Source organism: Ruegeria marisflavi (genome assembly GCF_025673445.1).
Taxonomy (GTDB): Bacteria; Pseudomonadota; Alphaproteobacteria; order Rhodobacterales; family Rhodobacteraceae; genus Ruegeria_B; species Ruegeria_B marisflavi.
In genome coordinates, this window is the sequence record NZ_JAOVQN010000004.1 from 107,823 (window position 1) to 127,427 (window position 19,605).

The following is a 19,605-nucleotide window of genomic DNA, read 5'->3' on the forward strand; positions in this document are numbered from 1 at the left end:
CAACCCATAGATACGGGGGGTGAAGGCGGTCCTGTCAAAGGCTTCAAGCGATGTAAGCGGCAGGCTCCAGAGTGTCAACGCCGTGCCCCGTCGCGGCCCGTGAATAGGATGAATTCAATGCCCAAAGGTCTCACTTTCCTGCCATCGCTGGCGCTTGCGCTGGTCCTGGCCCTGCCGGTCTCGGCCGAGACCAAGGCCGAGGCCGACACAGTGGTTGCCCGCGTCAATGGCGAAGAGATCACGCTGGGCCACCTGATCGTCGCGCGGGCCACCCTGCCGCAGCAGTACCAGCAGCTGCCAGACGAGGTGCTGTTCGACGGTATTCTCGACCAGCTGATCCAGCAGACCCTGCTAAAACAGGTGCAGAGCGGCAACTTGCCCCGTCAGGTCGCGCTGTCTCTGGAGAACGAGGAACGCTCGCTGCTGGCAGGCGAAACCATCGAGCAGATCATGTCCTCGGTCACTACCGACGAGGCGCTTCAGGCCGCTTACGATGCCAAATATGCCGACGGGTTCGGCGAGGACGAATTCAATGCGTCTCATATCCTGGTGCCGTCCGAGGACGAGGCCAACGCTGTGAAGGACCTGATCGACAATGGTGCCGATTTCGCCGCCACCGCACGCGAGAAATCGACCGGCCCGTCCGGCCCCAACGGTGGCGAGCTGGGCTGGTTTGGCGCCGGTGCCATGGTGCCCGAGTTCGAGGCTGCGGTGATTGAGCTTGAGGTCGGCAAGGTTTCGGCCCCGGTGCAGACCCAGTTCGGCTGGCATGTCATCAAGCTCAACGACAAGCGCAAATCGACCGCGCCCGAACTGGACGAGGTGCGCGAAGAGCTTGCCGGTCAGATCCAACAGGATGCAATCGAAGCGCGTCTGGCCGACCTGACCCGTGACGGCAATATCGAAAAACCCGATCTCAGCGGCATCGGCCCGGATGTGCTGCGTCAATTCGAACTCGTGCAGGAGTGATCCTCTGAAATGGCCAAGATAACCAAGGTTTCTCCGCTGGCACCTGCCAGTTTCCCGTCTTTGCCGGAAATCGGTGGCCTGCGTCTGGCCACCATCGCCGCCGGTGTGCGCTATCAGGGTCGTACCGACGTGATGATGGCGGTGATGGATCCCGGCACCTCGGTCGCGGGTGTGTTCACCCGCTCGGCCACGCGCTCGGCCCCGGTGCTGGATTGCCAGGCCAAGATCGGCGGTGCCAGTGACGGACCGGCGGCTATCGTGGTCAACTCGGGCAATTCCAATGCTTTTACTGGCCACTACGGCCAGACCTCGGTGGCCGAGGTCACCCGTGCGGTGGCCGAAGTCACCGGCGTGCCGGTCGAACGGGTCTTTACCTCTTCGACCGGAGTCATTGGCGAGCCGATGAAGCACGAGCGCATTGTGGCCAAGCTGGGCGAGCTGAACGCGACGCTGCGCCCTGACGCGTTGGAAGAGGCGGCGCGCGCCATCATGACGACCGACACCTTCCCCAAGGGAGCCAGCAAGACGGTCGGGATCGACGGCAAGACCGTCAAGATCGCGGGGATTGCCAAGGGTTCGGGCATGATCGCGCCCGACATGGCGACGATGCTGGTCTATATCTTCACCGATGCCCGCGTCGAACAGGGCGCGCTTCAGTCCATGCTGTCGGCGATGACCGACCGGACTTTCAACTGCATCACCGTGGACAGTGATACCTCGACCTCGGACACGTTGTTGTTGGCCGCGACCGGTGCCTCGGGGGTTGATGCGACCGGCAATGCCGAGTTCGCCGCAGGGCTCGAAGACGTGATGCTGGACCTGGCCAAGCAGGTCGTGCGCGACGGCGAAGGTGCCACGAAATTCGTCGAGATCCGGGTGACCGGCGCGGCCTCTGATGCCGATGCAAAGGTGCACGGCATGGCTATCGCCAATTCGCCGCTGATCAAGACCGCGATTGCGGGCGAGGATCCCAATTGGGGCCGTGTCGTCATGGCCATCGGCAAATCCGGCGCCGCCGCCGACCGCGATCTGCTCAGCATTTCCTTTGGCGATATCCTGGTGGCGGAAAAAGGCTGGGTCAGCCCCAACTACCAAGAGGCCGAGGCCGCCGCCTATATGAAGGGGCAAGAGTTGGTGATCGGCGTCGATCTGGGGCTGGGCGAGGGGCAGACGACTGTATGGACCTGCGATCTGACCCACGGGTACATCGAGATCAACGCGGATTACCGGTCGTGAAAACTGTCCTTGTTTCCGCCGTCGCCCTGATCGACGTGGACGGCCGGGTGCTGCTGGCGCAGCGCCCGGAGGGCAAGTCGATGGCCGGTCTGTGGGAGTTTCCGGGCGGCAAGGTCGAGCCCGGCGAAACACCGGAACGCGCCTTGATTCGTGAACTGGATGAGGAACTGGGGATCAATACCTGGGCCTCGTGCCTGGCGCCGTTGACCTTTGCCAGCCATAGTTATGACGATTTTCACCTGCTGATGCCGCTATTTGCCTGCCGCAAATGGGAGGGCGTTCCGCAATCGCGCGAAGGTCAGGCGCTAAAATGGGTCCGGGCCCGGGACCTGCGGGACTATCCAATGCCCCCGGCCGATGTTCCCCTGATCCCGATTCTCAGGGATTGGCTATAAACCTGCCTCTTGATGCTTTTGCATGAATGTACGTGCATCTAATCATCCCATGTTGCAACTCCAGTAACATTGGAACCCGCATTTTGTCCTCTTGTAACCAAAAGAGAGTATTTACTACACAATTTTGAAATGATTTGTACGCTTCGCCTATGTTATACAAACGGTGTCAAATTCCGTGGGGAGGATGTGACATGCTGCGAACAATTGCTGTCGGCAGTTGTGTTTTGATACAGGGCCTTTTCGTCCGTGCCTATGCGAACGGCACGATATCGGTAAAGGTCGGCGACCAAATCTTTACCGGGCGCCCAGTTCAGGCCGAAGTCGCCTGACGACGAACCGACTTTCAAGACCACCACTCACTAAGGTCTTGCTGGCGAGAGGTAGCCGACGGCTGCACTCGCCTGACTTTTATTTTTTGGCGGGAGAAGAAAGAAAAAGGCGACCAAACTGGTCGCCTTTTTTGATCTGTTCTTCGCCGGATCACACCAATGTGCGGGTGACTTCCTCGCGCTCGAAGATTTCGATGACGTCGCCGGGGCGAATATCGTCGTAATTCTCGAATGCCATACCGCATTCCTGACCCGACTGGACCTCGGAAACTTCGTCCTTGAACCGCTTGAGGGTCTTCAGCGTTCCCTCGTGGACCACCACGTTGTCACGTAGCAGGCGCACGCCCGCCGAACGGCGCGCAATGCCTTCGGTCACCAGACAGCCGGCAACCTTGCCGACGCCGGACACCTTGAAGACTTCCTTGATTGTCGCGTAACCGATGAAGTTCTCGCGGATCTCGGCGCTCAGCAGGCCGCTTGCGGCCGCTTTGACGTCGTCAACCAGGTCATAGATCACAGAATAATACCGGATCTCGACGCCCTTTTGGTTGGCGGTATTACGTGCTGACGCATTGGCCCGGACGTTGAAGCCCATGATCGGCGCGCCAGATGCTTCGGCGAGGCCCACATCGGTTTCGGTGATCGCACCGACGCCCGAATGCAGCACGCGCACGCGCACCTCGTCGTTGCCGATCTTTTCCATCGCCTGAACAATGGCCTCGGCAGAACCCTGCACGTCGGCCTTCACCAGGATCGGCAACTCGGCGACATTCTCGTCGGCCTTGGCCTTGGCCATCAGCTGTTCCAGCGTGGTGGCAGCCCCGGCGGCGGCGCGCTTGTCCTTGGCGACCTGCTCGCGATAGGCCGCGATTTCGCGCGCCTGCGCTTCGGTCGAGGTCACGTTCAGAACGTCACCGGCCTCGGGCGTGCCGTTCAGGCCCAGCACCTCGACAGGCACCGAAGGCCCTGCTTCGGTGACGCGCTCGCCCTTGTCGTTGATCAGCGCGCGGACCTTGCCGTATTGCTCGCCCACGACAAAGATGTCGCCCTGGCGCAGCGTGCCCTTCTGGATCAGGACCGTCGCGACCGGGCCGCGGCCCACGTCAAGCTGCGCCTCGATCACCGCGCCCTGGGCGGGACGATCGGGGTTGGCCTTCAGTTCCAGGATCTCGGCTTGCAGCGCGATGGCCTCGAGCAATTCGTCCAGACCTTCGCCGGTCTTGGCCGAGACCTCGACATCCTGCACTTCGCCCGACATCGCTTCGACCACGACCTCGTGTTGCAGAAGATCGGTGCGCACCTTGGTCGGGTCGGCCTCGGGCTTGTCGATCTTGTTGATCGCCACGATCATCGGAACCCCGGCGGCCTTGGCGTGGTTGATCGCCTCGACCGTCTGCGGCATCACCGCGTCATCCGCGGCCACGACGAGAACGACGATATCCGTCACCTGCGCACCGCGCGACCGCATCGAGGTAAAGGCGGCGTGGCCCGGCGTATCCAGGAAGCTGAGCGTCACACCTCCGTCGGTCGTCACCTGATAGGCGCCGATGTGCTGGGTGATGCCACCGGCCTCGCCCGACACCACCTTGGTGTTGCGGATCGCGTCCAGCAAAGAGGTCTTGCCGTGGTCGACGTGACCCATGATCGTGATGACCGGCGGCCGCGGTTTCATGTCTTCCGGCTTGTCCGCGACATCGGTGATGACATCCTCGACATCGGAATCGGAAACCCGCACCACCTTGTGGCCGAATTCCTCGATGATCAGCTCGGCGGTGTCGGCATCGATGGTCTGGTTCTGCGTGACCATCATGCCCATTTTCATCAGCGCTTTGACCACGTCGGCCACGCGTTCGGCCATACGGTTGGCCAATTCCGAAACCACGATGGCCTCGGGCAGCTGCACGTCGCGAATCACCTTTTCCCGGTCAGCGCCGCCGCCCATTGCCTTCTGGCGGGCGCGTTCCTGCTTGCGTTTCATCGCGGCGAGCGATTTCTGGCGACCACCTTCGCCGTCGGTCACCTGGCTCAGCGTCAGCTTGCCCGACCGGCGGCCATCTTCGCGGGTCTTGCCCCCACGCGGCGCGCGCTGGTCGCGCTCGCGCTCGCGTTCGGCCTTGCGCGGGGCGTCGCCCGGTTCGCTGCGCGGCGCGGCGGGCGCACGTTCGGAGCGCTCGGCCTTCGGCGCTTCCTGCGCGGCTGCGGTGCGCGCGGCGGCGCGCTTGGCCTCTTCTTCGGCCTCCAGACGCTGGCGTTCTTCTTCTTCCGCCTTTTCGCGGGCGCGCTGTTCGGCCTCGCGCTGTTCGCGTTCCTTGGCCTCTTGCTCGGCCCGGCGGCGTTCACGCTCTTCGGCGCGCGCCTTTTCCTCGGCTTCGCGCTGAGCGGCTTCCTCGGATTCGCGGGCTTTGGCGGCCTTCAACGCGTTCAGTCGGCGCTCCATCTCGGTGTCCGAGATGCCTGCCGGCCGGCGCGACGGATCGCCCGCCTGTGCGGTGCCGCCGGACGTGGGCTTTCCTGCGCCCGGCTTGGGGACCACCACGCGCTTGCGTTTGGTTTCCACCACGACATTCTTGGTCCGTCCGTGGCTGAAACTCTGTTTCACGTTCCCGGGACGGGAACCTCCACGCAGACCCAATGTCTTCTTGCCGTCAGTATCGCTCATTAAGCTTCTTACCCTTCCGCGCGGCCCTTGCCGCCGTCATCCGTTTTGCGCATCCCTTTCAGGCGTTGCGCTTCCTCTACAACACGTTTGGCGAGTCCACCAGAGGCCAGCGCCGCATGTATCACTGTTTGGCGGCCAAAGGCCATGCCCAATTCATCTGCGGTCAGCCAGCCGATGTACTTGCCGAAATGCGGCGTACTCAGTTTCGACTTGCCCCGGCCCGACCCGTCGGCGGCCTGGATCAGCACATGGGCCTCTTCCTTGTCCAGCCAGGTCTTGACCTTTTCATACCCCGAAACCGCCGCGCCCGACTTGCGGGCCAGGCTGATCGTCTCGACCACCCGGCGGATCAGCTGCCGCTCGACCTCGTCCACCAGGTCCGCCGGTACCGTGACCGGCATTTTCAGTCCGCGGGCAAACAGTTTCTTGTCCACGGCCTTTTTCAACGCGGCCCGGTCGGCGGCAACATAGGTGCCCCGGCCCGGCAGCTTGCCCGCGATGTCGGGCACCACCTGGCCGTCGGGTCCGGCCACGAACCGGATCAGCCCGTGACGCGGCTGTGTCTCGCCCGTGGCGATGCACTTGCGTTCGGGGCCGTCCAGCCGGTCTTTTGTTGCGCCGCCACGGGTCATGTCCGTCTCCACGAGGCCTGGGATCAGGCCCCGGCCTCCTCTTCGTCTGCGGCGTCTTCGACGTCGCCCTCATCGGCTGTCAGGTCTTCGGGATCGACCCAGCCCAGCATCACGCGGGCGGTCATCACCATGTCCTGCGCCTCTTCCAGAGACACGTCAAAGGGCTCCAGGATGCCGTCATCCTTGACCCGCTGACCATCGACCGTGGTCCAGCCACCGGCCAGTTCCCAGTCGGCGCAGGTTGCGAAATCTTCCAGCGTCTTGACGCCGTCCTTGGCCAGCGCCTCGACCATCTGCGGTGTCAGCCCCTCGAAGTTGACCAGGCTGTCCTCGACACCCAGGGCGCGTGCGTTTTCCAGCGCCGCCTTGGCCTGTGCCTCCAGATAGTCGCGGGCGCGGGCCTGAAGCTCTTCGGCGGTGCCTTCGTCGACACCGTCGATCACCAACAGCTCGTCCTGTTCGACATAAGCGACTTCTTCAAGGTTGGTGAACCCTTCGGACACCAGCAGCTGGGCAAAGAATTCGTCCAGGTCCAGCGTTTCCATGAACAGCTTGGTGCGGCTTTCGAATTCCTTCTGACGGCGAGCCGATTCCTCGGCTTCGGTCATGATGTCGATGTCCAGGCCGGTCAGCTGCGACGCCAAGCGCACGTTCTGGCCGCGACGGCCGATGGCAAGGCTCAGCTGCTCTTCGGGGACCACAACCTCGATCTTGCCGGCTTCTTCATCCAGCACCACCTTCGACACTTCGGCCGGTTGCAGCGCGTTCACCAGGAAGGTCGGCTGATCCTCGTTCCACGGGATGATGTCGATCTTTTCACCCTGAAGCTCGTTCACCACCGCCTGCACGCGGCTGCCGCGCATACCGACGCAGGCACCCACGGGGTCGATCGAATTGTCATAAGAGATTACGGCGATCTTGGCGCGCGAACCGGGGTCGCGGGCAACAGCCTTGATCTCGATGATGCCATCATAGATTTCCGGCACTTCCATCTTGAACAGCTCGGCCATGAATTCCGGTGCGGTGCGCGACAGGAAGATCTGCGGCCCGCGCGGCTCGCGGCGCACGTCCTTGACATAGCAGCGGATGCGGTCGTTCGGACGATAGCTTTCGCGGCCGATCTTCTCGTTGCGGCGCAGGATCGCTTCGCCCGCGCCCACGTCGACGATGACGTTGCCGTATTCTTCACGCTTGACGAGACCGTTGATGATGGTGCCGGCACGGTCCTTGAATTCCTCGTACTGGCGATCGCGTTCCGCCTCGCGCACTTTTTGCAGGATCACCTGCTTGGCACTTTGTGCGGCGATCCGGCCCATCTCGACCGGCGGCACCTCTTCGACATAGACGTCACCGATTTCCGGGTTCGCCATGTACTGGCGCGCCTGATCGACGGTCATCTCGGCCTGATAGTTCTCCAGCTCGTCGTCGGCAACCACGGTGCGCACGCGGGTAAAGGTGGCGCGACCGGTCTTGCGGTCGATCTTCACCCGGATGTCCATCTCGCTGCCGTAGCGGCTCTTGGCGGCGCGGGCGAGGCTTTCTTCCATCGCCGCGACCACCAGACCGGGGTCGATCATCTTTTCGCGGGCCACGGCCTCGGCGGTTTGCAACAGCTCCAGCTGGTTTGCAGAGGTGATTGCCATCACTTCGTCTCCTCTTCGGACCCGTCCAGGGCCATGGTCTCGTCGCCCAACTCGGGCGCTTCCTCTACGATCTCGTCGAATTCTTCTTCGTTCAGCACACCGGCGGCCTTGCGCTGCCGCAGCATTTCCTTGATCAGGTCGTCGGTCAGCACCAGCTTGGCGTCACTCAGCCAGTCGAATTGCAGGCCGATGGTCACCGTCTCGCCGCCCTGCTCGATATTGATCAGAACCTCGTCGCCCTCGACACCGGCCAGCTCACCCCGGAACCGGCGGCGGCCGTCGATCATCTCGCTGGTCTCGATCTTGGCTTCATATCCTTCGAACATCTCGAAGTCCTTGAGCCGGGTCAGCGGCCGGTCGATGCCTGGGCTCGACACTTCCAGCGTATAGGCGTCCAGGATAGGGTCCTCGACATCCAGCGTCGCGCTTACCGCGTTGGAAATTTCGGCGCAACCATCGACCTCGATCCCGCCATCGGGCTTGTCGGCCATGATCTGAAGGGTTGTCGACTTGCCGCTCATCAGACGGATTCGCACCAGCTCGTAACCGAGGTCCTCGATCACGGGGCCGACAATCTCGGCCAGGCGCCGGTCGATGGCGGCCTTTGCTATCAGGTTGTTGGTCATCAGGGTCATCAGCCACTTTCGGGCACAAAAAACGGGCGCGCGGCCCGTCGAACTTTCCGGTGGAACCCCGGGGCCAGTGCCCGACGTGCCGCTGTTATCAAGCCATATACGCAGGCTGGGCCGAGTCTGCAAGAGGTGAACGGCATCAGGACGCCTGACCGGGGTTTTCCTCTCCCTCCGACATCCCTTATGCCGGGGGAGGGACGATTGGGTCCCGCGCAATCAGGCGCCACAACCATGAGCAAGACACAGGCGGAACTTCATTTCCTCTGCGGCAAGATCGCAGCCGGAAAATCGACGCTGTCCAGATCCCTTGCCGCCCGGCATCGCGCCGTGGTTCTGTCCGAGGACGACTGGCTGCACGTTCTCTATCCCGAAGAATTGCGGACTATTCCCGATTACCTTCGTCTTTCGTTGCGCCTGAAACAGGCAGTCGCTCCTCATCTGCTTAACCTGCTGGCAGCGGGTGTAACGGTGATTCTGGACTTTCCCGCCAACACGGTGGACCAACGGCGCTGGATGCGCGCGCTTGCCGACACCTCGGCCGCGCCGCACATGCTGCATTATCTCGATGCGCCGGACGAGGTCTGCAAGGCCCGACTGCACCGCCGCAACGCGGACGAGGATCACAATTTCAACGTCACCGAGGCGCAGTTTGAACAGATCACCCGGCATTTCGTTGCGCCCACGGCCGCCGAAGGGCTCACCACCGTCGTTCATTCCTAGGATGAGAAACGACTATAGGATGGGCAGCCTGCCCAACCCTTGCAGATCGCGCCAGGGCACCAAACAAATCCCGGCCCGGCCTATAGACACCCCCAAACAACCCTGCTAAACGCACCCAATCTTGCGCCCCGGGATTCGTTCCGGGGTGCTTGGTTTTTTCAGCCGGGGACCTGCGGGGCCCTATACCACTGGCACCTACGGGGGCCTCAAACATAGCGGCGGGATCACCCGCTGCACGCTAAACGGAAGACAGAAAGCATGGCACTCAAGTCGTATAAGCCGACGACGCCGGGCCAGCGCGGGCTGGTGCTGATCGACCGTTCGGAGCTGTACAAAGGACGTCCTGTCAAGTCCCTCACCGAGGGTCTGACGAAATCGGGCGGCCGGAACAACACCGGACGGATCACCTCGCGTCGCCGCGGTGGTGGGGCAAAACGCCTCTACCGGATCGTTGACTTCAAACGGAACAAATTCGATGTGGCGGCCACCGTCGAGCGGATCGAGTACGATCCGAACCGGACCGCCTTTATCGCGCTGGTCAAGTACGAGGATGGCGAACAGGCCTATATCCTTGCACCGCAGCGTCTGGCAGTTGGTGACCAGGTCATCGCGTCGGCCAAGGCCGACATCAAGCCGGGCAACGCAATGCCCTTCTCGGGCATGCCGATCGGTACCATCGTGCACAACATCGAGATGAAGCCTGGCAAGGGCGGTCAGATCGCACGCGCCGCCGGCACTTACGCTCAGTTCGTTGGCCGCGATGGCGGTTACGCTCAGATCCGTCTGAGCTCGGGCGAACTGCGCCTGGTCCGTCAGGAATGCATGGCCACCGTCGGTGCCGTGTCGAACCCCGACAACTCGAACCAGAACTACGGCAAAGCTGGCCGAATGCGCCACAAGGGCATTCGTCCGTCGGTTCGCGGTGTCGCAATGAACCCGATCGACCACCCCCATGGTGGTGGTGAGGGTCGCACCTCGGGTGGCCGTACGCCGGTGACTCCGTGGGGCAAGGATACCAAGGGTACCCGTACCCGGAACAAGAACAAAGCGTCGCAAAAGCTGATCATCCGCTCGCGTCACGCCAAGAAGAAAGGGCGTTAAGCAATGTCTCGCTCTGTTTGGAAGGGTCCTTTCGTCGATGCTTATGTCCTTAAAAAGGCAGCAGCAGCGCGCGAGTCGGGCCGCAACGAAGTCATCAAGATCTGGTCGCGTCGTTCCACCATTCTGCCCCAGTTCGTGGGTCTGACCTTTGGTGTGTACAACGGCCAGAAGCATATCCCCGTCAACGTCTCCGAGGACATGATCGGTCAGAAGTTCGGTGAATACTCGCCGACCCGGACCTATTATGGCCATGCGGCGGACAAGAAAGCGAAGCGGAAGTAAGTCATGGGCAAGGAAAAGAACCCCCGCCGCGTGGCAGACAACGAAGCAATGGCAAAACTGCGCATGCTCCGTACTTCCCCGCAGAAACTGAACCTGGTGGCTCAGATGATCCGTGGCAAGAAAGTCGAGAAGGCGCTGACCGATCTCACCTTCTCGAACAAACGGATCGCGCAGGACGTGAAGAAATGCCTTCAGTCTGCAATCGCGAACGCCGAGAACAACCACAACCTGGACGTCGATGAACTGATCGTCGCCGAGGCCTATGTGGGCAAGAACCTGATCATGAAGCGCGGTCGTCCGCGGGCACGTGGCCGGTTCGGCAAGATCATGAAGCCGTTCTCGGAACTCACGATCAAGGTGCGACAGGTAGAGGAGCAAGCCTAATGGGACATAAGGTCAATCCGATCGGCATGCGCCTTCAGGTCAACCGCACCTGGGACAGCCGTTGGTACGCAGATACCAAGGACTACGGCAATCTGCTGCTCGAGGATCTCAAGATCCGCGAGTTCATCAAGGAAGAGTGCAAACAGGCTGGCGTGGCCCGTGTGATCATCGAACGTCCGCACAAGAAGTGCCGCGTCACGATCCACACCGCGCGTCCGGGCGTGATCATCGGCAAGAAAGGCGCAGACATCGAAACCCTGCGCAAGAAGCTGGCGAACATTACCGACAGCGAACTGCACCTGAACATCGTCGAAGTCCGCAAGCCCGAGATGGATGCGCAGCTGGTCGCCGAGTCGATCGCGCAACAGCTCGAGCGCCGGGTGTCCTTCCGTCGCGCCATGAAGCGCGCCGTGCAGAACGCAATGCGGATGGGTGCCCTGGGTATCCGGGTGAACGTCGCCGGCCGTCTGGGCGGTGCCGAGATCGCCCGTACCGAATGGTACCGCGAAGGCCGCGTTCCGCTGCACACCCTGCGTGCCGACATCGACTACGCCCTGGCCGAAGCCTCGACCCCCTACGGGATCATCGGGATCAAGGTCTGGATCTTCAAGGGCGAGATCATGGAGCATGACCCGCAGGCGCGTGATCGCAAAGCACAGGAACTCCAGGACGGTCCGGCCCCGCGTGGCGCCGGTGGCCGCCGCTAAGGAGGATTAGAGATGCTGCAACCAAAGCGCACTAAATTCCGCAAGATGTTCAAAGGCCGTATCCATGGCGAAGCCAAGGGCGGTTCCGACCTGAACTTCGGCACCTTCGGCCTGAAGGCACTTGAACCCGAGCGTGTCACCGCGCGCCAGATCGAGGCCGCCCGCCGTGCCATGACGCGTCACATGAAGCGTCAGGGCCGCGTCTGGATCCGGATTTTCCCGGATACGCCGGTGACCTCGAAACCCACCGAGGTTCGGATGGGTAAAGGTAAGGGTTCGGTCGATTACTGGGCCTGCAAGGTGAAGCCGGGCCGGGTGATGTTTGAAATCGACGGTGTGGGCGAGGAAATCGCCCGCGAGGCCCTGCGCCTGGCCGCGATGAAACTGCCGATCAAGACCCGCGTGGTCGTTCGCGAAGACTGGTAATCCCGGCCTTGCGACAAGACATTGAAACCCCCGCCGGGACACCGGCGGGGGTTTTCCTTTTCCGGTATCCATCGTAGCCTTTTTGCATTCCGTGTCCGGAGGTGACCCATGGTGCAGCCCCGCAAGACCGTTTTTCAACGTGAAATCATTGCCGCGGATGCCTTCGGTGAACCTTGCCATCCCGTGACCCGGGTGGCTGTCATGGCCGCGTTTCGCAATCCCCTTGCGGGCCGGTTCTTTCGTGACCTCTCACCCCTGTTCGAGATCGGCCGTGAATTGGGCGAAGCTTTGGCTCGGCAGGCCATCGCCGAATTGGGTTGTCCCCCGATTTCATACGGCAAGGCCGCGATTGTCGGAGCAAATGGCGACATGGAGCAGGGCGGGGCGGTCGTGCACCCCAAACTGGGCGCTCCAATGCGCGCGGCAGCGGGCGGTGGGGCGGCGGTGATCCCTTCCAACGTGAAACTGGGCGGTCCGGGCACAACGATTGACTTGCCGTTGGGCCACAAGGACAACCCCTGGTCCTTCGATCATTTTGACACGATGACCCTGGTCATGGCGGATGCACCGGGTCCGTACGAGATTGTCATGTGCCTGGCCTATGCCGACGGCGGACGCCCGATCCCCCGCTGCGGCAAGGGTCCGGTCCAGACCTGAACAGGCAACGGATGGAAAGTGGTGCGCCAAACCATAAGGAGACCCGCCGATTCCCCAACGGGCGCTTTTTTTGTTCAGCTCCGCCAATGTTACCAGTTTCTGGACTGTCGGATCCGCGTCTGTTCGATCCGGTCAATGCTGCCGGTGTCGCGTGCAATTGACCTGAGATCGTCGCGTGTCAGACCGATGTCGCGCAATCCATGATCCGATAGCGGTGACAGCGCAGCCACCACCTGCCAACGGCTCAACAGACCTTGGCCAAGTAGATGGAGCCGGTTGATGGAAAGGGCGTTCTGAAAACGGGGCTGCTTAGTTGCGGCGCCTGTGAGCGAGATCATCTGTCGTAGTCCTTCTTCGGGGTTCATCTGACGACAGGGTGCCACCGTAATCTTAGCGCGGGGTAGTGTAGGAAGTGAACCAGAACCGGTACAGCTTCTGTACTGGAGCGATATCGCGGGCCCGGATAGACTGTCTCATACCCAATAGACCAAAAGAGGGAAGTACGAGATGACGACCAAACCGTTTGGTCTCTTTTGCCCGACTTCCAAGGCTTGCGAAGTCCTCAATCCTCGTTGGACCATTCAGATCCTCGGAGAACTCTCCACCGGTTCGACCCGCTTCAACGATATCAAGCGCGGTCTGCCGGGTATCTCGCCGACCCTGCTGGCCAAACGCCTGAAAGAGATGCAGCAGAATGGGCTTGTCGAATGGATAGATGATCCGGCCAGCGGGGTCATTGATTATATCCGTACCGCGAAGGCCGCCGAACTGGACCCGATCCTCGAAGGTCTAGCGCGTTGGGCGCAGCGCAATGTATCTGTCGATGTGGCGCTGGAAGACCGCGATGCGGATGTCCTGATGTGGACCCTTCGAAACCGGATCGTGGTCGATGCGCTACCGCCGGGCCGAACCGTGGTCCGTTTCAACTTTTCGGACGCGACTTCTCCGGCATCGACATACTGGCTGGTCGTGCGGCCGGGCGTCCCTGTTGAACTTTGTGCCGCGGATCCCGGCTTTGACGTGGATTTGTTCATCGAGACGGGCGTGTCCGTGATGACCGGCATCTATCTTGGGCGGTTGTCCTATGGCCGTGAGATCGAAGGCGGGAGGTTCTTCATGTCAGGAGACAAACGATTGGAAAGGACGATCGGGCGCTGGCTCAGACTCAGCATGTATGCCGGGATAGAGGGTTTGGCACGAGCGGTTTGAAACCTGAGTTGTTCTACACAACAGCCCCTCGCGCCGGTTGGTCGGTTACGCTATGACACGGCCATGTCCCAGATCGAATCCCTCTTTGTCACCCGCCTGTATCGCGCCCGCCTGTCCGAGCATGGCCCTGCCATCGACCCGGACGAGATGGAGGCATCCTGCTATTCCATCGCCGAGGATGACGAGGCCGGACAGGAATGGTGCGAGGAGAATGGCTATCCCGGCTATACGTCTTATGCCTCCCTCACCGATCTGCCCTGGCGCTTTCCGATCTTTGCCGATCTGGTGAAATCGCTTGATGCGCATGTGGCGGCCTTTGCCGCCGATCTGGAATTCGACCTCGACGGCCGCGCCCTGGTGCTGGAGGATCTCTGGATCAACATCCTGCCGCAGGGCGGCATGCATTCCAGCCATCTGCATCCACATTCGGTGATTTCAGGCACCACCTATGTCGCCATGCCCGACGGCGCCAGCGCGCTGAAGCTCGAAGACCCCCGATCCGGCCGGATGATGGCCGCGCCGACGCGGACCAAGACCGCCCGGCGCGAATTGCAGCCCTTCATCTATATGAAGCCAGACGTGGGCGACGTGCTGCTCTGGGAAAGCTGGCTGCGCCACGAAGTGCCGATGAACATGGCCGAAGAAGAACGCATCTCGGTCAGCTTCAACTATCGCTGGGAGTGAGCCCCGGTCCGCGTAGCGGCAATCGCTCCGGTGGAGCGATAGAGGGGCGAACGGGCGGAGCCCTGCAATCCCTTGATCCCGGTCAAGGCGCGGAACTGCAAAAACTGCGATAAGGCAGCAGTCCGTTTCACGCGGACAGCGATCCAGACTCTCTGGACCGGAAAACGCAACTTGCGGTGATTTCCATGCATGGCCTGACAGCCGCACTTTCCGCACTCGCGATCCTGATCGCCCCGGTGGCATTGGCATCCGAGGCCGACCCTCATCAGCTCTACGAGAACAAATGTGCCGCCTGCCATTCCCCGCATGCGGGCGATTTTGTCTGGCTGGAACTGGACACAGGCCAAGAGCCGCTCGAGGGGCGGAACTCGGGCCGGTCCGTCGCCGCCATGCTCGAACGCGGTCACGGCCGCCTGACACCGGCCGAGGCCACCATTCTCTTGGCGCATTTCCAGGCCATCCGCACCTCGGGGCAGCTGTTCCGGACAAAATGCCGGATGTGCCATGACACAGCGTCGGGGCTGGTGCGCCGCGCGCTGATTCTGCGCGACAGCAGACTGACCGGGCGGTACACCGGGCGGGACATTGCCGAGTTCCTGATGGTCCATGGGAGGCTGACACCGCCCGAGGCCCAGCAGATGCTGGGCGTGCTCGAACGTATTGCCGCCAGTTCCGCCCGAACCGACTAACACCAGGCCGTTCCCTGTGCCTAGCTTTGATAGTCAACGGTGACAGCCAACTTGCTTGCGTAGGAATGGCAGGCTATCGCTGATCCATGTCGGCCCAGTGCCGGACAAGCGGGCGAGACGTAGGGGAATGGATCTAAGCTTCATAACCGAAGGCTGGGCGGGCCATCTGTCCTATCTTCTGCTCGTCCTGTCCATGCTTATGCGTCGCATGCTTTGGCTGCGGCTCTTCGTGATCGCCTCGGCGCTTGCAGGCATCGCTTTTGACTTTTTCTGGCTCAACAATCCGGTCGGCGTTTTCTGGCAGACTCTGCTTGTCCTGGTTAACCTGGCCGAACTCTTCATCCTGTGGCGCAATGATCGCCGGGCTAGCTTCTCGGCCGAGGAAAAAAGGTTTCGCGACACCCTGCTGCCTGGCTTGTCGCCGGGTCGCACCCGTCGGTTCCTAGACCTCGGCCGTTGGGAAACTCTGACACCCGGTACCGTGTTGACATGTGAAGAGCATCCACCCGATTTCCTGACCTATCTTGATGATGGTGAAGTGAGGATCGAGGCGCATGGGCGATTGGTCCGCGTGGTGACAGGCGGCCATTTCATCGGCGAGATGTCGATGATGGGAGATGGCCGGGCAGTGGCAACCGCCACGGTCCAGACCCGCGTTCGGGCTTGGAGAATCGAACGGGTCAAACTTGCGCGTCTGCGCGAAACCGCTCCAACCACGATGAGCGTTCTTGAATTGGGTATCGCCCGGGACATGCGGGCAAAACTGGTGTTCCAGAATGCAAGTGGTCAGGTTGGCGGCCCCTGAGAGGCGATCAGATAAGCCAGTCGCGCAATTTGCGCAGCAGTATGGACACTCCGATGATGCTCAGGACATAGCCGACGGAAACGACGGGCAACAACGCGGGCCCGGACAGCGGCAGATCTGAAATCGCATTCGGCAGCATGGCGGCAAAAGTCATCTAAGAAAACCGATCAGTCTATAGTACCGGAAAAGCTCCGGCGCACCCCTTACGTCTTTTTACGGTGTACGGCAATACATAGCTGTCGGATATTAAGGTCAACTTCCGCTTGCCCTCCCCCTGCAACTCTCCTATAGAGCGGCATCTTGCGGCTCCCCCGTCTTTGCGGGGGATTCGCTTGTTGTCATTCATCCACCAGGTCAAGGGTGACCCGGCTACGGGGCCTTCTGGTGTTTTGAGCAAAGGAAAAAGGCGATGAACGCCCAGGAACTGCGTAACAAGACCCCGGATCAACTCCGGGAAGAACTGGTCAACCTCAAGAAAGAAGCGTTCAATCTGCGCTTTCAGCAGGCAACCGGCCAACTCGAAAACAACGCCCGTATCCGCACTGTGCGCCGCGACGTCGCGCGCGTCATCACAGTGCTGAACGAAAAAGCCGCCGAAGCTGCGAACTGAGGAGCCTGAGAGATGCCCAAACGTATTCTGCAAGGCACCGTGACCAGCGACGCCAACGCCCAGACCGTAACCGTTCTGGTCGAGCGCCGCTTCAAGCATCCGCTGCTGCAAAAGACCGTCCGCAAGTCCAAGAAGTACCGGGCTCACGACGAAAACAACACCTTCAAGGTGGGTGACACGGTCCGCATCATCGAATGCGCGCCCAAGTCGAAAACCAAACGCTGGGAGGTTCTGGAGGCGTAAGCCTCTGGCACCTGCCAATTGTCGAAACCCTGGGGGATCTAAAAAGACCAGCCCCCACAGGTCGGGAGAAACCACATGATCCAGATGCAGACCAATCTGGATGTCGCTGACAACTCCGGCGCTCGCCGGGTGCAGTGCATCAAGGTCCTGGGTGGTTCCAAGCGTAAATACGCCTCCGTCGGCGACATCATTGTCGTCTCGGTGAAGGAAGCCATCCCGCGCGGCCGCGTGAAGAAAGGTGACGTCCGCAAGGCCGTCGTCGTACGCACCGCCAAGGAAGTCCGTCGCGAAGACGGCACCGCGATCCGTTTCGATCGCAACGCCGCCGTGATCCTGAACAACAACAACGAGCCTGTCGGCACCCGTATCTTCGGGCCGGTTGTTCGCGAACTGCGCGCGAAGAACTTCATGAAGATCATCTCGCTGGCTCCGGAGGTGCTGTAACCATGGCCGCAAAACTCCGCAAAGGCGACAAGGTCGTCGTGCTGGCCGGCAAGGACAAGGGCAAAGAGGGGACCATCACCTCTGTTGACCCGAAAGCCGGCAAAGCTGTTGTCGACGGCGTGAACATCGCCATCCGCCACACCCGCCAGACCCAGACCTCGCAAGGTGGCCGCCTGCCCAAGGCGCTACCGATCGACCTGTCGAACCTGGCGCTGCTGGACAAGAACGGCAAGGCAACCCGCGTCGGCTTCCGCATGGAAGGCGACAAGAAAGTCCGCTTTGCCAAGACCACGGGGGACGTGATCGATGCTTGACGCTGCAACCTACACCCCGCGCCTCAAGGCCGACTACAAGGACCGCATTCGCGCCGCTCTGAAAGAAGAGTTCGGCTACAAGAACGACATGATGATCCCCAAGCTGGACAAGATCGTTCTGAACATCGGCTGCGGTGCCGAAGCCGTCCGCGACAGCAAGAAGGCCAAGTCGGCTCAGGAAGACCTGAGCAAGATCGCCGGCCAGAAAGCCGTCACCACCAAGGCCAAGAAGTCGATCGCCGGCTTCCGCGTGCGCGAAGAGATGCCGCTGGGCGCCAAGGTGACCCTGCGCGGTGACCGCATGTATGAATTCCTTGACCGTCTGACCACCATCGCGATGCCCCGCATCCGCGACTTCCGTGGTGTGAAGCCGTCCTTCGACGGCCGTGGCAACTTTGCCATGGGCATCAAGGAACACATCGTGTTCCCGGAAATCGATTTCGACAAGGTCGACGAGGTCTGGGGCATGGATATCATCATCGCCACCACCGCGAAAACCGACGCCGAAGCCAAGAGCCTGTTGAAGCACTTCAACGTGCCGTTCAACGCATAAGCGCGCGAGGATTAGACATGGCTAAGAAAAGCATGATCGAACGCGAGAAGAAGCGCGAGCGCCTGGTGGCACAATATGCCGCAAAGCGCGCCGAGCTGAAAGAAATCGCAAACGACGAAAGCCGCCCGATGGAAGAGCGCTTCAAAGCGCGCCTGAAACTGGCGAAACTGCCGCGCAACAGCTCGGCGACCCGTCTTCACAACCGCTGCCAGCTCACCGGCCGTCCGCACGCTTACTACCGTAAGCTCAAGGTCAGCCGGATCATGCTGCGCGACCTGGGTTCTGCTGGTCAGATCCCCGGTCTGGTGAAATCGAGCTGGTAAGGAGAGAGCGATATGAACGATCCTATCGGCGATATGCTCACCCGCATCCGTAACGCACAGCTGCGCCACAAAAGCACGGTTCTGACCCCCGGTTCGAAACTGCGCGCCTGGGTTCTGGATGTGCTGGCCGACGAAGGCTACATCCGCGGTTACGAGACCAAGACTGACGACAATGGCCACTCGCTCATTGAAATCAGCCTGAAGTACTACGAAGGCGAACCTGTCATTCGCGAGCTCAAGCGGGTCTCCAAGCCCGGCCGCCGCGTGTACATGAGCGTCAAGGACATCCCCTCGGTCCGTCAGGGCCTGGGCGTGTCGATTGTCAGCACTCCGAAAGGTGTGATGTCGGACGCGAACGCACGCACCAACAATGTTGGCGGCGAAGTGCTCTGCACCGTCTTCTAAGGAGGTCTGCAAATGTCTCGTATTGGTAAGAAACCGGTCGAGCTGCCCAGCGGCGTTTCCGCCTCTGTGTCCGGCCAGACCATCGAAGTGAAGGGCCCCAAGGGCACCCGCAGCTTCACCGCCACCGACGACGTCACCCTTGGCATCGACGGCAATGTCGTGACCGTCACCCCCCGTGGTTCGTCCAAGCGGGCGCGCCAGCAGTGGGGCATGTCCCGCACCATGGTCGCCAACCTGGTGACCGGCGTGACCACCGGCTTCAAGAAAGAGCTGGAGATCACCGGTGTGGGTTACCGTGCCAACGCGCAGGGTAACGTGCTCAAGCTGAACCTCGGTTACAGCCACGATGTCGATTTCGCTGTTCCGGCCGGTGTCACCGTGACCACGCCGAAACAGACCGAAATCACCGTCGAGGGCATCGACCAGCAGGAAGTTGGTGAAGTGGCCGCGAAGATCCGCGAGTGGCGCTCGCCCGAGCCGTACAAAGGCAAGGGTATCCGCTACAAGGGCGAGTTCATCTTCCGCAAAGACGGCAAGAAGAAGTAAGGACGCAA

At 61.3% G+C, this 19,605-nt stretch carries 28 protein-coding genes; 22 read left to right on the forward strand and 6 right to left on the reverse strand.

All coding sequences use genetic code 11. The annotated features are described in order from the left end of the window. The first annotated feature begins 117 nt into the window (after positions 1 to 117). The 3 genes from OEZ49_RS05810 to mutT are packed head-to-tail and all read left to right on the forward strand — an operon-like array spanning position 118 to position 2,600. Entirely contained in the window at positions 118 to 969 is an 852-nt protein-coding gene (locus OEZ49_RS05810) for a peptidylprolyl isomerase (protein ID WP_263387433.1), read from the forward strand. 9 nt (positions 970 to 978) lie between these two features. Further along, positions 979 to 2,205 (forward strand): bifunctional glutamate N-acetyltransferase/amino-acid acetyltransferase ArgJ, encoded by a 1,227-nt coding sequence (argJ, locus tag OEZ49_RS05815; RefSeq protein ID WP_263387434.1) that lies wholly within the window; start codon positions 979 to 981, stop codon positions 2,203 to 2,205. Further along, positions 2,202 to 2,600, forward strand: a complete 399-nt coding sequence (mutT, locus tag OEZ49_RS05820; protein WP_263387435.1) for an 8-oxo-dGTP diphosphatase MutT — start codon at positions 2,202 to 2,204, stop codon at positions 2,598 to 2,600. The genes argJ and mutT overlap by 4 nt, the downstream gene beginning before the upstream one ends. A 480-nt stretch (positions 2,601 to 3,080) precedes the next feature. On the opposite strand, the gene infB is transcribed toward mutT, so the two are convergent. Genes infB through rimP form a run of 4 tightly spaced genes read right to left on the reverse strand, consistent with a single transcriptional unit; the run spans position 3,081 to position 8,489 of the window. After that, complete coding sequence (infB, locus tag OEZ49_RS05825) at positions 3,081 to 5,588, reverse strand: translation initiation factor IF-2 (protein WP_263387436.1); 2,508 nt, start codon at positions 5,586 to 5,588, stop codon at positions 3,081 to 3,083. A gap of 8 nt (positions 5,589 to 5,596) precedes the next feature. After that, complete coding sequence (locus tag OEZ49_RS05830; RefSeq protein ID WP_164131505.1) at positions 5,597 to 6,220, reverse strand: RNA-binding protein; 624 nt, start codon at positions 6,218 to 6,220, stop codon at positions 5,597 to 5,599. A gap of 23 nt (positions 6,221 to 6,243) precedes the next feature. Next, entirely contained in the window at positions 6,244 to 7,863 is a 1,620-nt protein-coding gene (gene nusA, locus OEZ49_RS05835) for a transcription termination factor NusA (protein WP_263387437.1), read from the reverse strand. After that, positions 7,863 to 8,489 carry a ribosome maturation factor RimP gene (gene rimP / locus OEZ49_RS05840; RefSeq protein WP_164131707.1) on the reverse strand — a complete coding sequence of 209 codons (627 nt, stop codon included), beginning with the start codon at positions 8,487 to 8,489 and terminating at the stop codon, positions 7,863 to 7,865. The genes nusA and rimP overlap by 1 nt, the downstream gene beginning before the upstream one ends. A gap of 237 nt (positions 8,490 to 8,726) precedes the next feature. Between rimP and OEZ49_RS05845 the strand changes: the two genes are divergently transcribed. From OEZ49_RS05845 to OEZ49_RS05875, 7 genes are all read left to right on the forward strand, one after another. Continuing rightward, positions 8,727 to 9,215: an AAA family ATPase gene (locus OEZ49_RS05845; RefSeq protein WP_263387438.1), complete on the forward strand. Its 489-nt coding sequence runs from the start codon at positions 8,727 to 8,729 to the stop codon at positions 9,213 to 9,215. A 258-nt stretch (positions 9,216 to 9,473) separates the two neighbouring features. After that, a complete protein-coding gene (gene rplB, locus OEZ49_RS05850) occupies positions 9,474 to 10,316 on the forward strand; it encodes a 50S ribosomal protein L2 (RefSeq protein WP_164131508.1) in 843 nt (280 codons plus the stop codon). A 3-nt stretch (positions 10,317 to 10,319) separates the two neighbouring features. Then, positions 10,320 to 10,598 (forward strand): 30S ribosomal protein S19, encoded by a 279-nt coding sequence (rpsS, locus tag OEZ49_RS05855; protein ID WP_093029006.1) that lies wholly within the window; start codon positions 10,320 to 10,322, stop codon positions 10,596 to 10,598. A gap of 3 nt (positions 10,599 to 10,601) precedes the next feature. After that, positions 10,602 to 10,982, forward strand: coding sequence for a 50S ribosomal protein L22 (gene rplV / locus OEZ49_RS05860; RefSeq protein ID WP_093029004.1), 381 nt, complete (start codon positions 10,602 to 10,604; stop codon positions 10,980 to 10,982). Beyond that, positions 10,982 to 11,689 carry a 30S ribosomal protein S3 gene (gene rpsC / locus OEZ49_RS05865; protein ID WP_093029002.1) on the forward strand — a complete coding sequence of 236 codons (708 nt, stop codon included), beginning with the start codon at positions 10,982 to 10,984 and terminating at the stop codon, positions 11,687 to 11,689. The genes rplV and rpsC overlap by 1 nt, the downstream gene beginning before the upstream one ends. Positions 11,690 to 11,701: 12 nt before the next feature. Then, the gene (rplP, locus tag OEZ49_RS05870) at positions 11,702 to 12,115 is read left to right on the forward strand and encodes a 50S ribosomal protein L16 (RefSeq protein WP_263387439.1); all 414 of its coding nucleotides are present in this window, start codon (positions 11,702 to 11,704) and stop codon (positions 12,113 to 12,115) included. Positions 12,116 to 12,223: 108 nt separating this feature from the next. Continuing rightward, on the forward strand, positions 12,224 to 12,772 hold the full coding sequence (locus OEZ49_RS05875; protein WP_263387440.1) for an amino acid synthesis family protein: 549 nt from the start codon (positions 12,224 to 12,226) through the stop codon (positions 12,770 to 12,772). Positions 12,773 to 12,861: 89 nt separating this feature from the next. Here the strand turns inward: OEZ49_RS05875 and OEZ49_RS05880 are convergent, their stop codons facing one another. Beyond that, the gene (locus tag OEZ49_RS05880) at positions 12,862 to 13,110 is read right to left on the reverse strand and encodes a DUF1127 domain-containing protein (RefSeq protein ID WP_263387441.1); all 249 of its coding nucleotides are present in this window, start codon (positions 13,108 to 13,110) and stop codon (positions 12,862 to 12,864) included. A 169-nt stretch (positions 13,111 to 13,279) separates the two neighbouring features. Between OEZ49_RS05880 and OEZ49_RS05885 the strand changes: the two genes are divergently transcribed. From OEZ49_RS05885 to OEZ49_RS05900, 4 genes are all read left to right on the forward strand, one after another. Next, positions 13,280 to 13,981 (forward strand): winged helix-turn-helix transcriptional regulator, encoded by a 702-nt coding sequence (locus OEZ49_RS05885; RefSeq protein WP_263387442.1) that lies wholly within the window; start codon positions 13,280 to 13,282, stop codon positions 13,979 to 13,981. A 63-nt stretch (positions 13,982 to 14,044) separates the two neighbouring features. After that, positions 14,045 to 14,665 (forward strand): 2OG-Fe(II) oxygenase family protein, encoded by a 621-nt coding sequence (locus tag OEZ49_RS05890; protein ID WP_164131511.1) that lies wholly within the window; start codon positions 14,045 to 14,047, stop codon positions 14,663 to 14,665. Between the two features lie 185 nt (positions 14,666 to 14,850). Beyond that, positions 14,851 to 15,354 (forward strand): hypothetical protein, encoded by a 504-nt coding sequence (locus tag OEZ49_RS05895; protein WP_263387443.1) that lies wholly within the window; start codon positions 14,851 to 14,853, stop codon positions 15,352 to 15,354. Positions 15,355 to 15,481: 127 nt separating this feature from the next. Continuing rightward, positions 15,482 to 16,159, forward strand: coding sequence for a cyclic nucleotide-binding domain-containing protein (locus tag OEZ49_RS05900; RefSeq protein ID WP_263387444.1), 678 nt, complete (start codon positions 15,482 to 15,484; stop codon positions 16,157 to 16,159). 7 nt (positions 16,160 to 16,166) lie between these two features. Here the strand turns inward: OEZ49_RS05900 and OEZ49_RS05905 are convergent, their stop codons facing one another. Then, the gene (locus tag OEZ49_RS05905; RefSeq protein WP_263387445.1) at positions 16,167 to 16,313 is read right to left on the reverse strand and encodes a hypothetical protein; all 147 of its coding nucleotides are present in this window, start codon (positions 16,311 to 16,313) and stop codon (positions 16,167 to 16,169) included. Between the two features lie 255 nt (positions 16,314 to 16,568). On the opposite strand from OEZ49_RS05905, the gene rpmC reads away from it, so the two are divergent. The 8 genes from rpmC to rplF all read left to right on the forward strand — a co-directional run bounded on the left by rpmC (position 16,569) and on the right by rplF (position 19,597). After that, positions 16,569 to 16,769, forward strand: coding sequence for a 50S ribosomal protein L29 (gene rpmC, locus OEZ49_RS05910; protein ID WP_093028990.1), 201 nt, complete (start codon positions 16,569 to 16,571; stop codon positions 16,767 to 16,769). A 12-nt stretch (positions 16,770 to 16,781) separates the two neighbouring features. After that, the gene (gene rpsQ / locus OEZ49_RS05915) at positions 16,782 to 17,012 is read left to right on the forward strand and encodes a 30S ribosomal protein S17 (protein WP_164131516.1); all 231 of its coding nucleotides are present in this window, start codon (positions 16,782 to 16,784) and stop codon (positions 17,010 to 17,012) included. A 75-nt stretch (positions 17,013 to 17,087) separates the two neighbouring features. Continuing rightward, entirely contained in the window at positions 17,088 to 17,456 is a 369-nt protein-coding gene (gene rplN, locus OEZ49_RS05920; RefSeq protein ID WP_005621870.1) for a 50S ribosomal protein L14, read from the forward strand. Positions 17,457 to 17,458: 2 nt separating this feature from the next. Next, positions 17,459 to 17,770 (forward strand): 50S ribosomal protein L24, encoded by a 312-nt coding sequence (gene rplX / locus OEZ49_RS05925; protein WP_011046255.1) that lies wholly within the window; start codon positions 17,459 to 17,461, stop codon positions 17,768 to 17,770. After that, positions 17,763 to 18,323: a 50S ribosomal protein L5 gene (gene rplE, locus OEZ49_RS05930; RefSeq protein WP_164131517.1), complete on the forward strand. Its 561-nt coding sequence runs from the start codon at positions 17,763 to 17,765 to the stop codon at positions 18,321 to 18,323. Before rplX ends, rplE begins: the two co-directional genes overlap by 8 nt. Before the next feature lie 17 nt (positions 18,324 to 18,340). Further along, positions 18,341 to 18,646 (forward strand): 30S ribosomal protein S14, encoded by a 306-nt coding sequence (gene rpsN / locus OEZ49_RS05935; protein ID WP_093028984.1) that lies wholly within the window; start codon positions 18,341 to 18,343, stop codon positions 18,644 to 18,646. Between the two features lie 12 nt (positions 18,647 to 18,658). Further along, entirely contained in the window at positions 18,659 to 19,051 is a 393-nt protein-coding gene (rpsH, locus tag OEZ49_RS05940; RefSeq protein ID WP_164131518.1) for a 30S ribosomal protein S8, read from the forward strand. A 12-nt stretch (positions 19,052 to 19,063) separates the two neighbouring features. Further along, the gene (gene rplF / locus OEZ49_RS05945; RefSeq protein ID WP_263387446.1) at positions 19,064 to 19,597 is read left to right on the forward strand and encodes a 50S ribosomal protein L6; all 534 of its coding nucleotides are present in this window, start codon (positions 19,064 to 19,066) and stop codon (positions 19,595 to 19,597) included. Positions 19,598 to 19,605: the final 8 nt, after the last annotated feature.

Excerpts from the sequence above, each read along its gene's own strand:
- rpmC (WP_093028990.1), top strand. The coding sequence starts at position 16,569 with ATGAACGCCCAGGAACTGCGTAACAAGACCCCGGATCAACTCCGGGAA.
- OEZ49_RS05880 (WP_263387441.1), bottom strand. The coding sequence starts at position 13,110 with ATGATCTCGCTCACAGGCGCCGCAACTAAGCAGCCCCGTTTTCAGAAC.
- argJ (WP_263387434.1), top strand. The coding sequence starts at position 979 with ATGGCCAAGATAACCAAGGTTTCTCCGCTGGCACCTGCCAGTTTCCCG.
- OEZ49_RS05845 (WP_263387438.1), top strand. The coding sequence starts at position 8,727 with ATGAGCAAGACACAGGCGGAACTTCATTTCCTCTGCGGCAAGATCGCA.
- OEZ49_RS05810 (WP_263387433.1), top strand. The coding sequence starts at position 118 with ATGCCCAAAGGTCTCACTTTCCTGCCATCGCTGGCGCTTGCGCTGGTC.
- rpsQ (WP_164131516.1), top strand. The coding sequence starts at position 16,782 with ATGCCCAAACGTATTCTGCAAGGCACCGTGACCAGCGACGCCAACGCC.
- nusA (WP_263387437.1), bottom strand. The coding sequence starts at position 7,863 with ATGGCAATCACCTCTGCAAACCAGCTGGAGCTGTTGCAAACCGCCGAG.
- rplX (WP_011046255.1), top strand. The coding sequence starts at position 17,459 with ATGGCCGCAAAACTCCGCAAAGGCGACAAGGTCGTCGTGCTGGCCGGC.
- OEZ49_RS05900 (WP_263387444.1), top strand. The coding sequence starts at position 15,482 with ATGGATCTAAGCTTCATAACCGAAGGCTGGGCGGGCCATCTGTCCTAT.
- rpsC (WP_093029002.1), top strand. The coding sequence starts at position 10,982 with ATGGGACATAAGGTCAATCCGATCGGCATGCGCCTTCAGGTCAACCGC.
- rplP (WP_263387439.1), top strand. The coding sequence starts at position 11,702 with ATGCTGCAACCAAAGCGCACTAAATTCCGCAAGATGTTCAAAGGCCGT.
- rplN (WP_005621870.1), top strand. The coding sequence starts at position 17,088 with ATGATCCAGATGCAGACCAATCTGGATGTCGCTGACAACTCCGGCGCT.
- OEZ49_RS05905 (WP_263387445.1), bottom strand. The coding sequence starts at position 16,313 with ATGACTTTTGCCGCCATGCTGCCGAATGCGATTTCAGATCTGCCGCTG.
- rpsH (WP_164131518.1), top strand. The coding sequence starts at position 18,659 with ATGAACGATCCTATCGGCGATATGCTCACCCGCATCCGTAACGCACAG.
- rpsS (WP_093029006.1), top strand. The coding sequence starts at position 10,320 with ATGTCTCGCTCTGTTTGGAAGGGTCCTTTCGTCGATGCTTATGTCCTT.
- rplE (WP_164131517.1), top strand. The coding sequence starts at position 17,763 with ATGCTTGACGCTGCAACCTACACCCCGCGCCTCAAGGCCGACTACAAG.
- rimP (WP_164131707.1), bottom strand. The coding sequence starts at position 8,489 with ATGACCAACAACCTGATAGCAAAGGCCGCCATCGACCGGCGCCTGGCC.
- infB (WP_263387436.1), bottom strand. The coding sequence starts at position 5,588 with ATGAGCGATACTGACGGCAAGAAGACATTGGGTCTGCGTGGAGGTTCC.
- rpsN (WP_093028984.1), top strand. The coding sequence starts at position 18,341 with ATGGCTAAGAAAAGCATGATCGAACGCGAGAAGAAGCGCGAGCGCCTG.
- OEZ49_RS05885 (WP_263387442.1), top strand. The coding sequence starts at position 13,280 with ATGACGACCAAACCGTTTGGTCTCTTTTGCCCGACTTCCAAGGCTTGC.
- OEZ49_RS05830 (WP_164131505.1), bottom strand. The coding sequence starts at position 6,220 with ATGACCCGTGGCGGCGCAACAAAAGACCGGCTGGACGGCCCCGAACGC.
- rplB (WP_164131508.1), top strand. The coding sequence starts at position 9,474 with ATGGCACTCAAGTCGTATAAGCCGACGACGCCGGGCCAGCGCGGGCTG.
- OEZ49_RS05895 (WP_263387443.1), top strand. The coding sequence starts at position 14,851 with ATGCATGGCCTGACAGCCGCACTTTCCGCACTCGCGATCCTGATCGCC.
- OEZ49_RS05890 (WP_164131511.1), top strand. The coding sequence starts at position 14,045 with ATGTCCCAGATCGAATCCCTCTTTGTCACCCGCCTGTATCGCGCCCGC.
- rplF (WP_263387446.1), top strand. The coding sequence starts at position 19,064 with ATGTCTCGTATTGGTAAGAAACCGGTCGAGCTGCCCAGCGGCGTTTCC.
- OEZ49_RS05875 (WP_263387440.1), top strand. The coding sequence starts at position 12,224 with ATGGTGCAGCCCCGCAAGACCGTTTTTCAACGTGAAATCATTGCCGCG.
- rplV (WP_093029004.1), top strand. The coding sequence starts at position 10,602 with ATGGGCAAGGAAAAGAACCCCCGCCGCGTGGCAGACAACGAAGCAATG.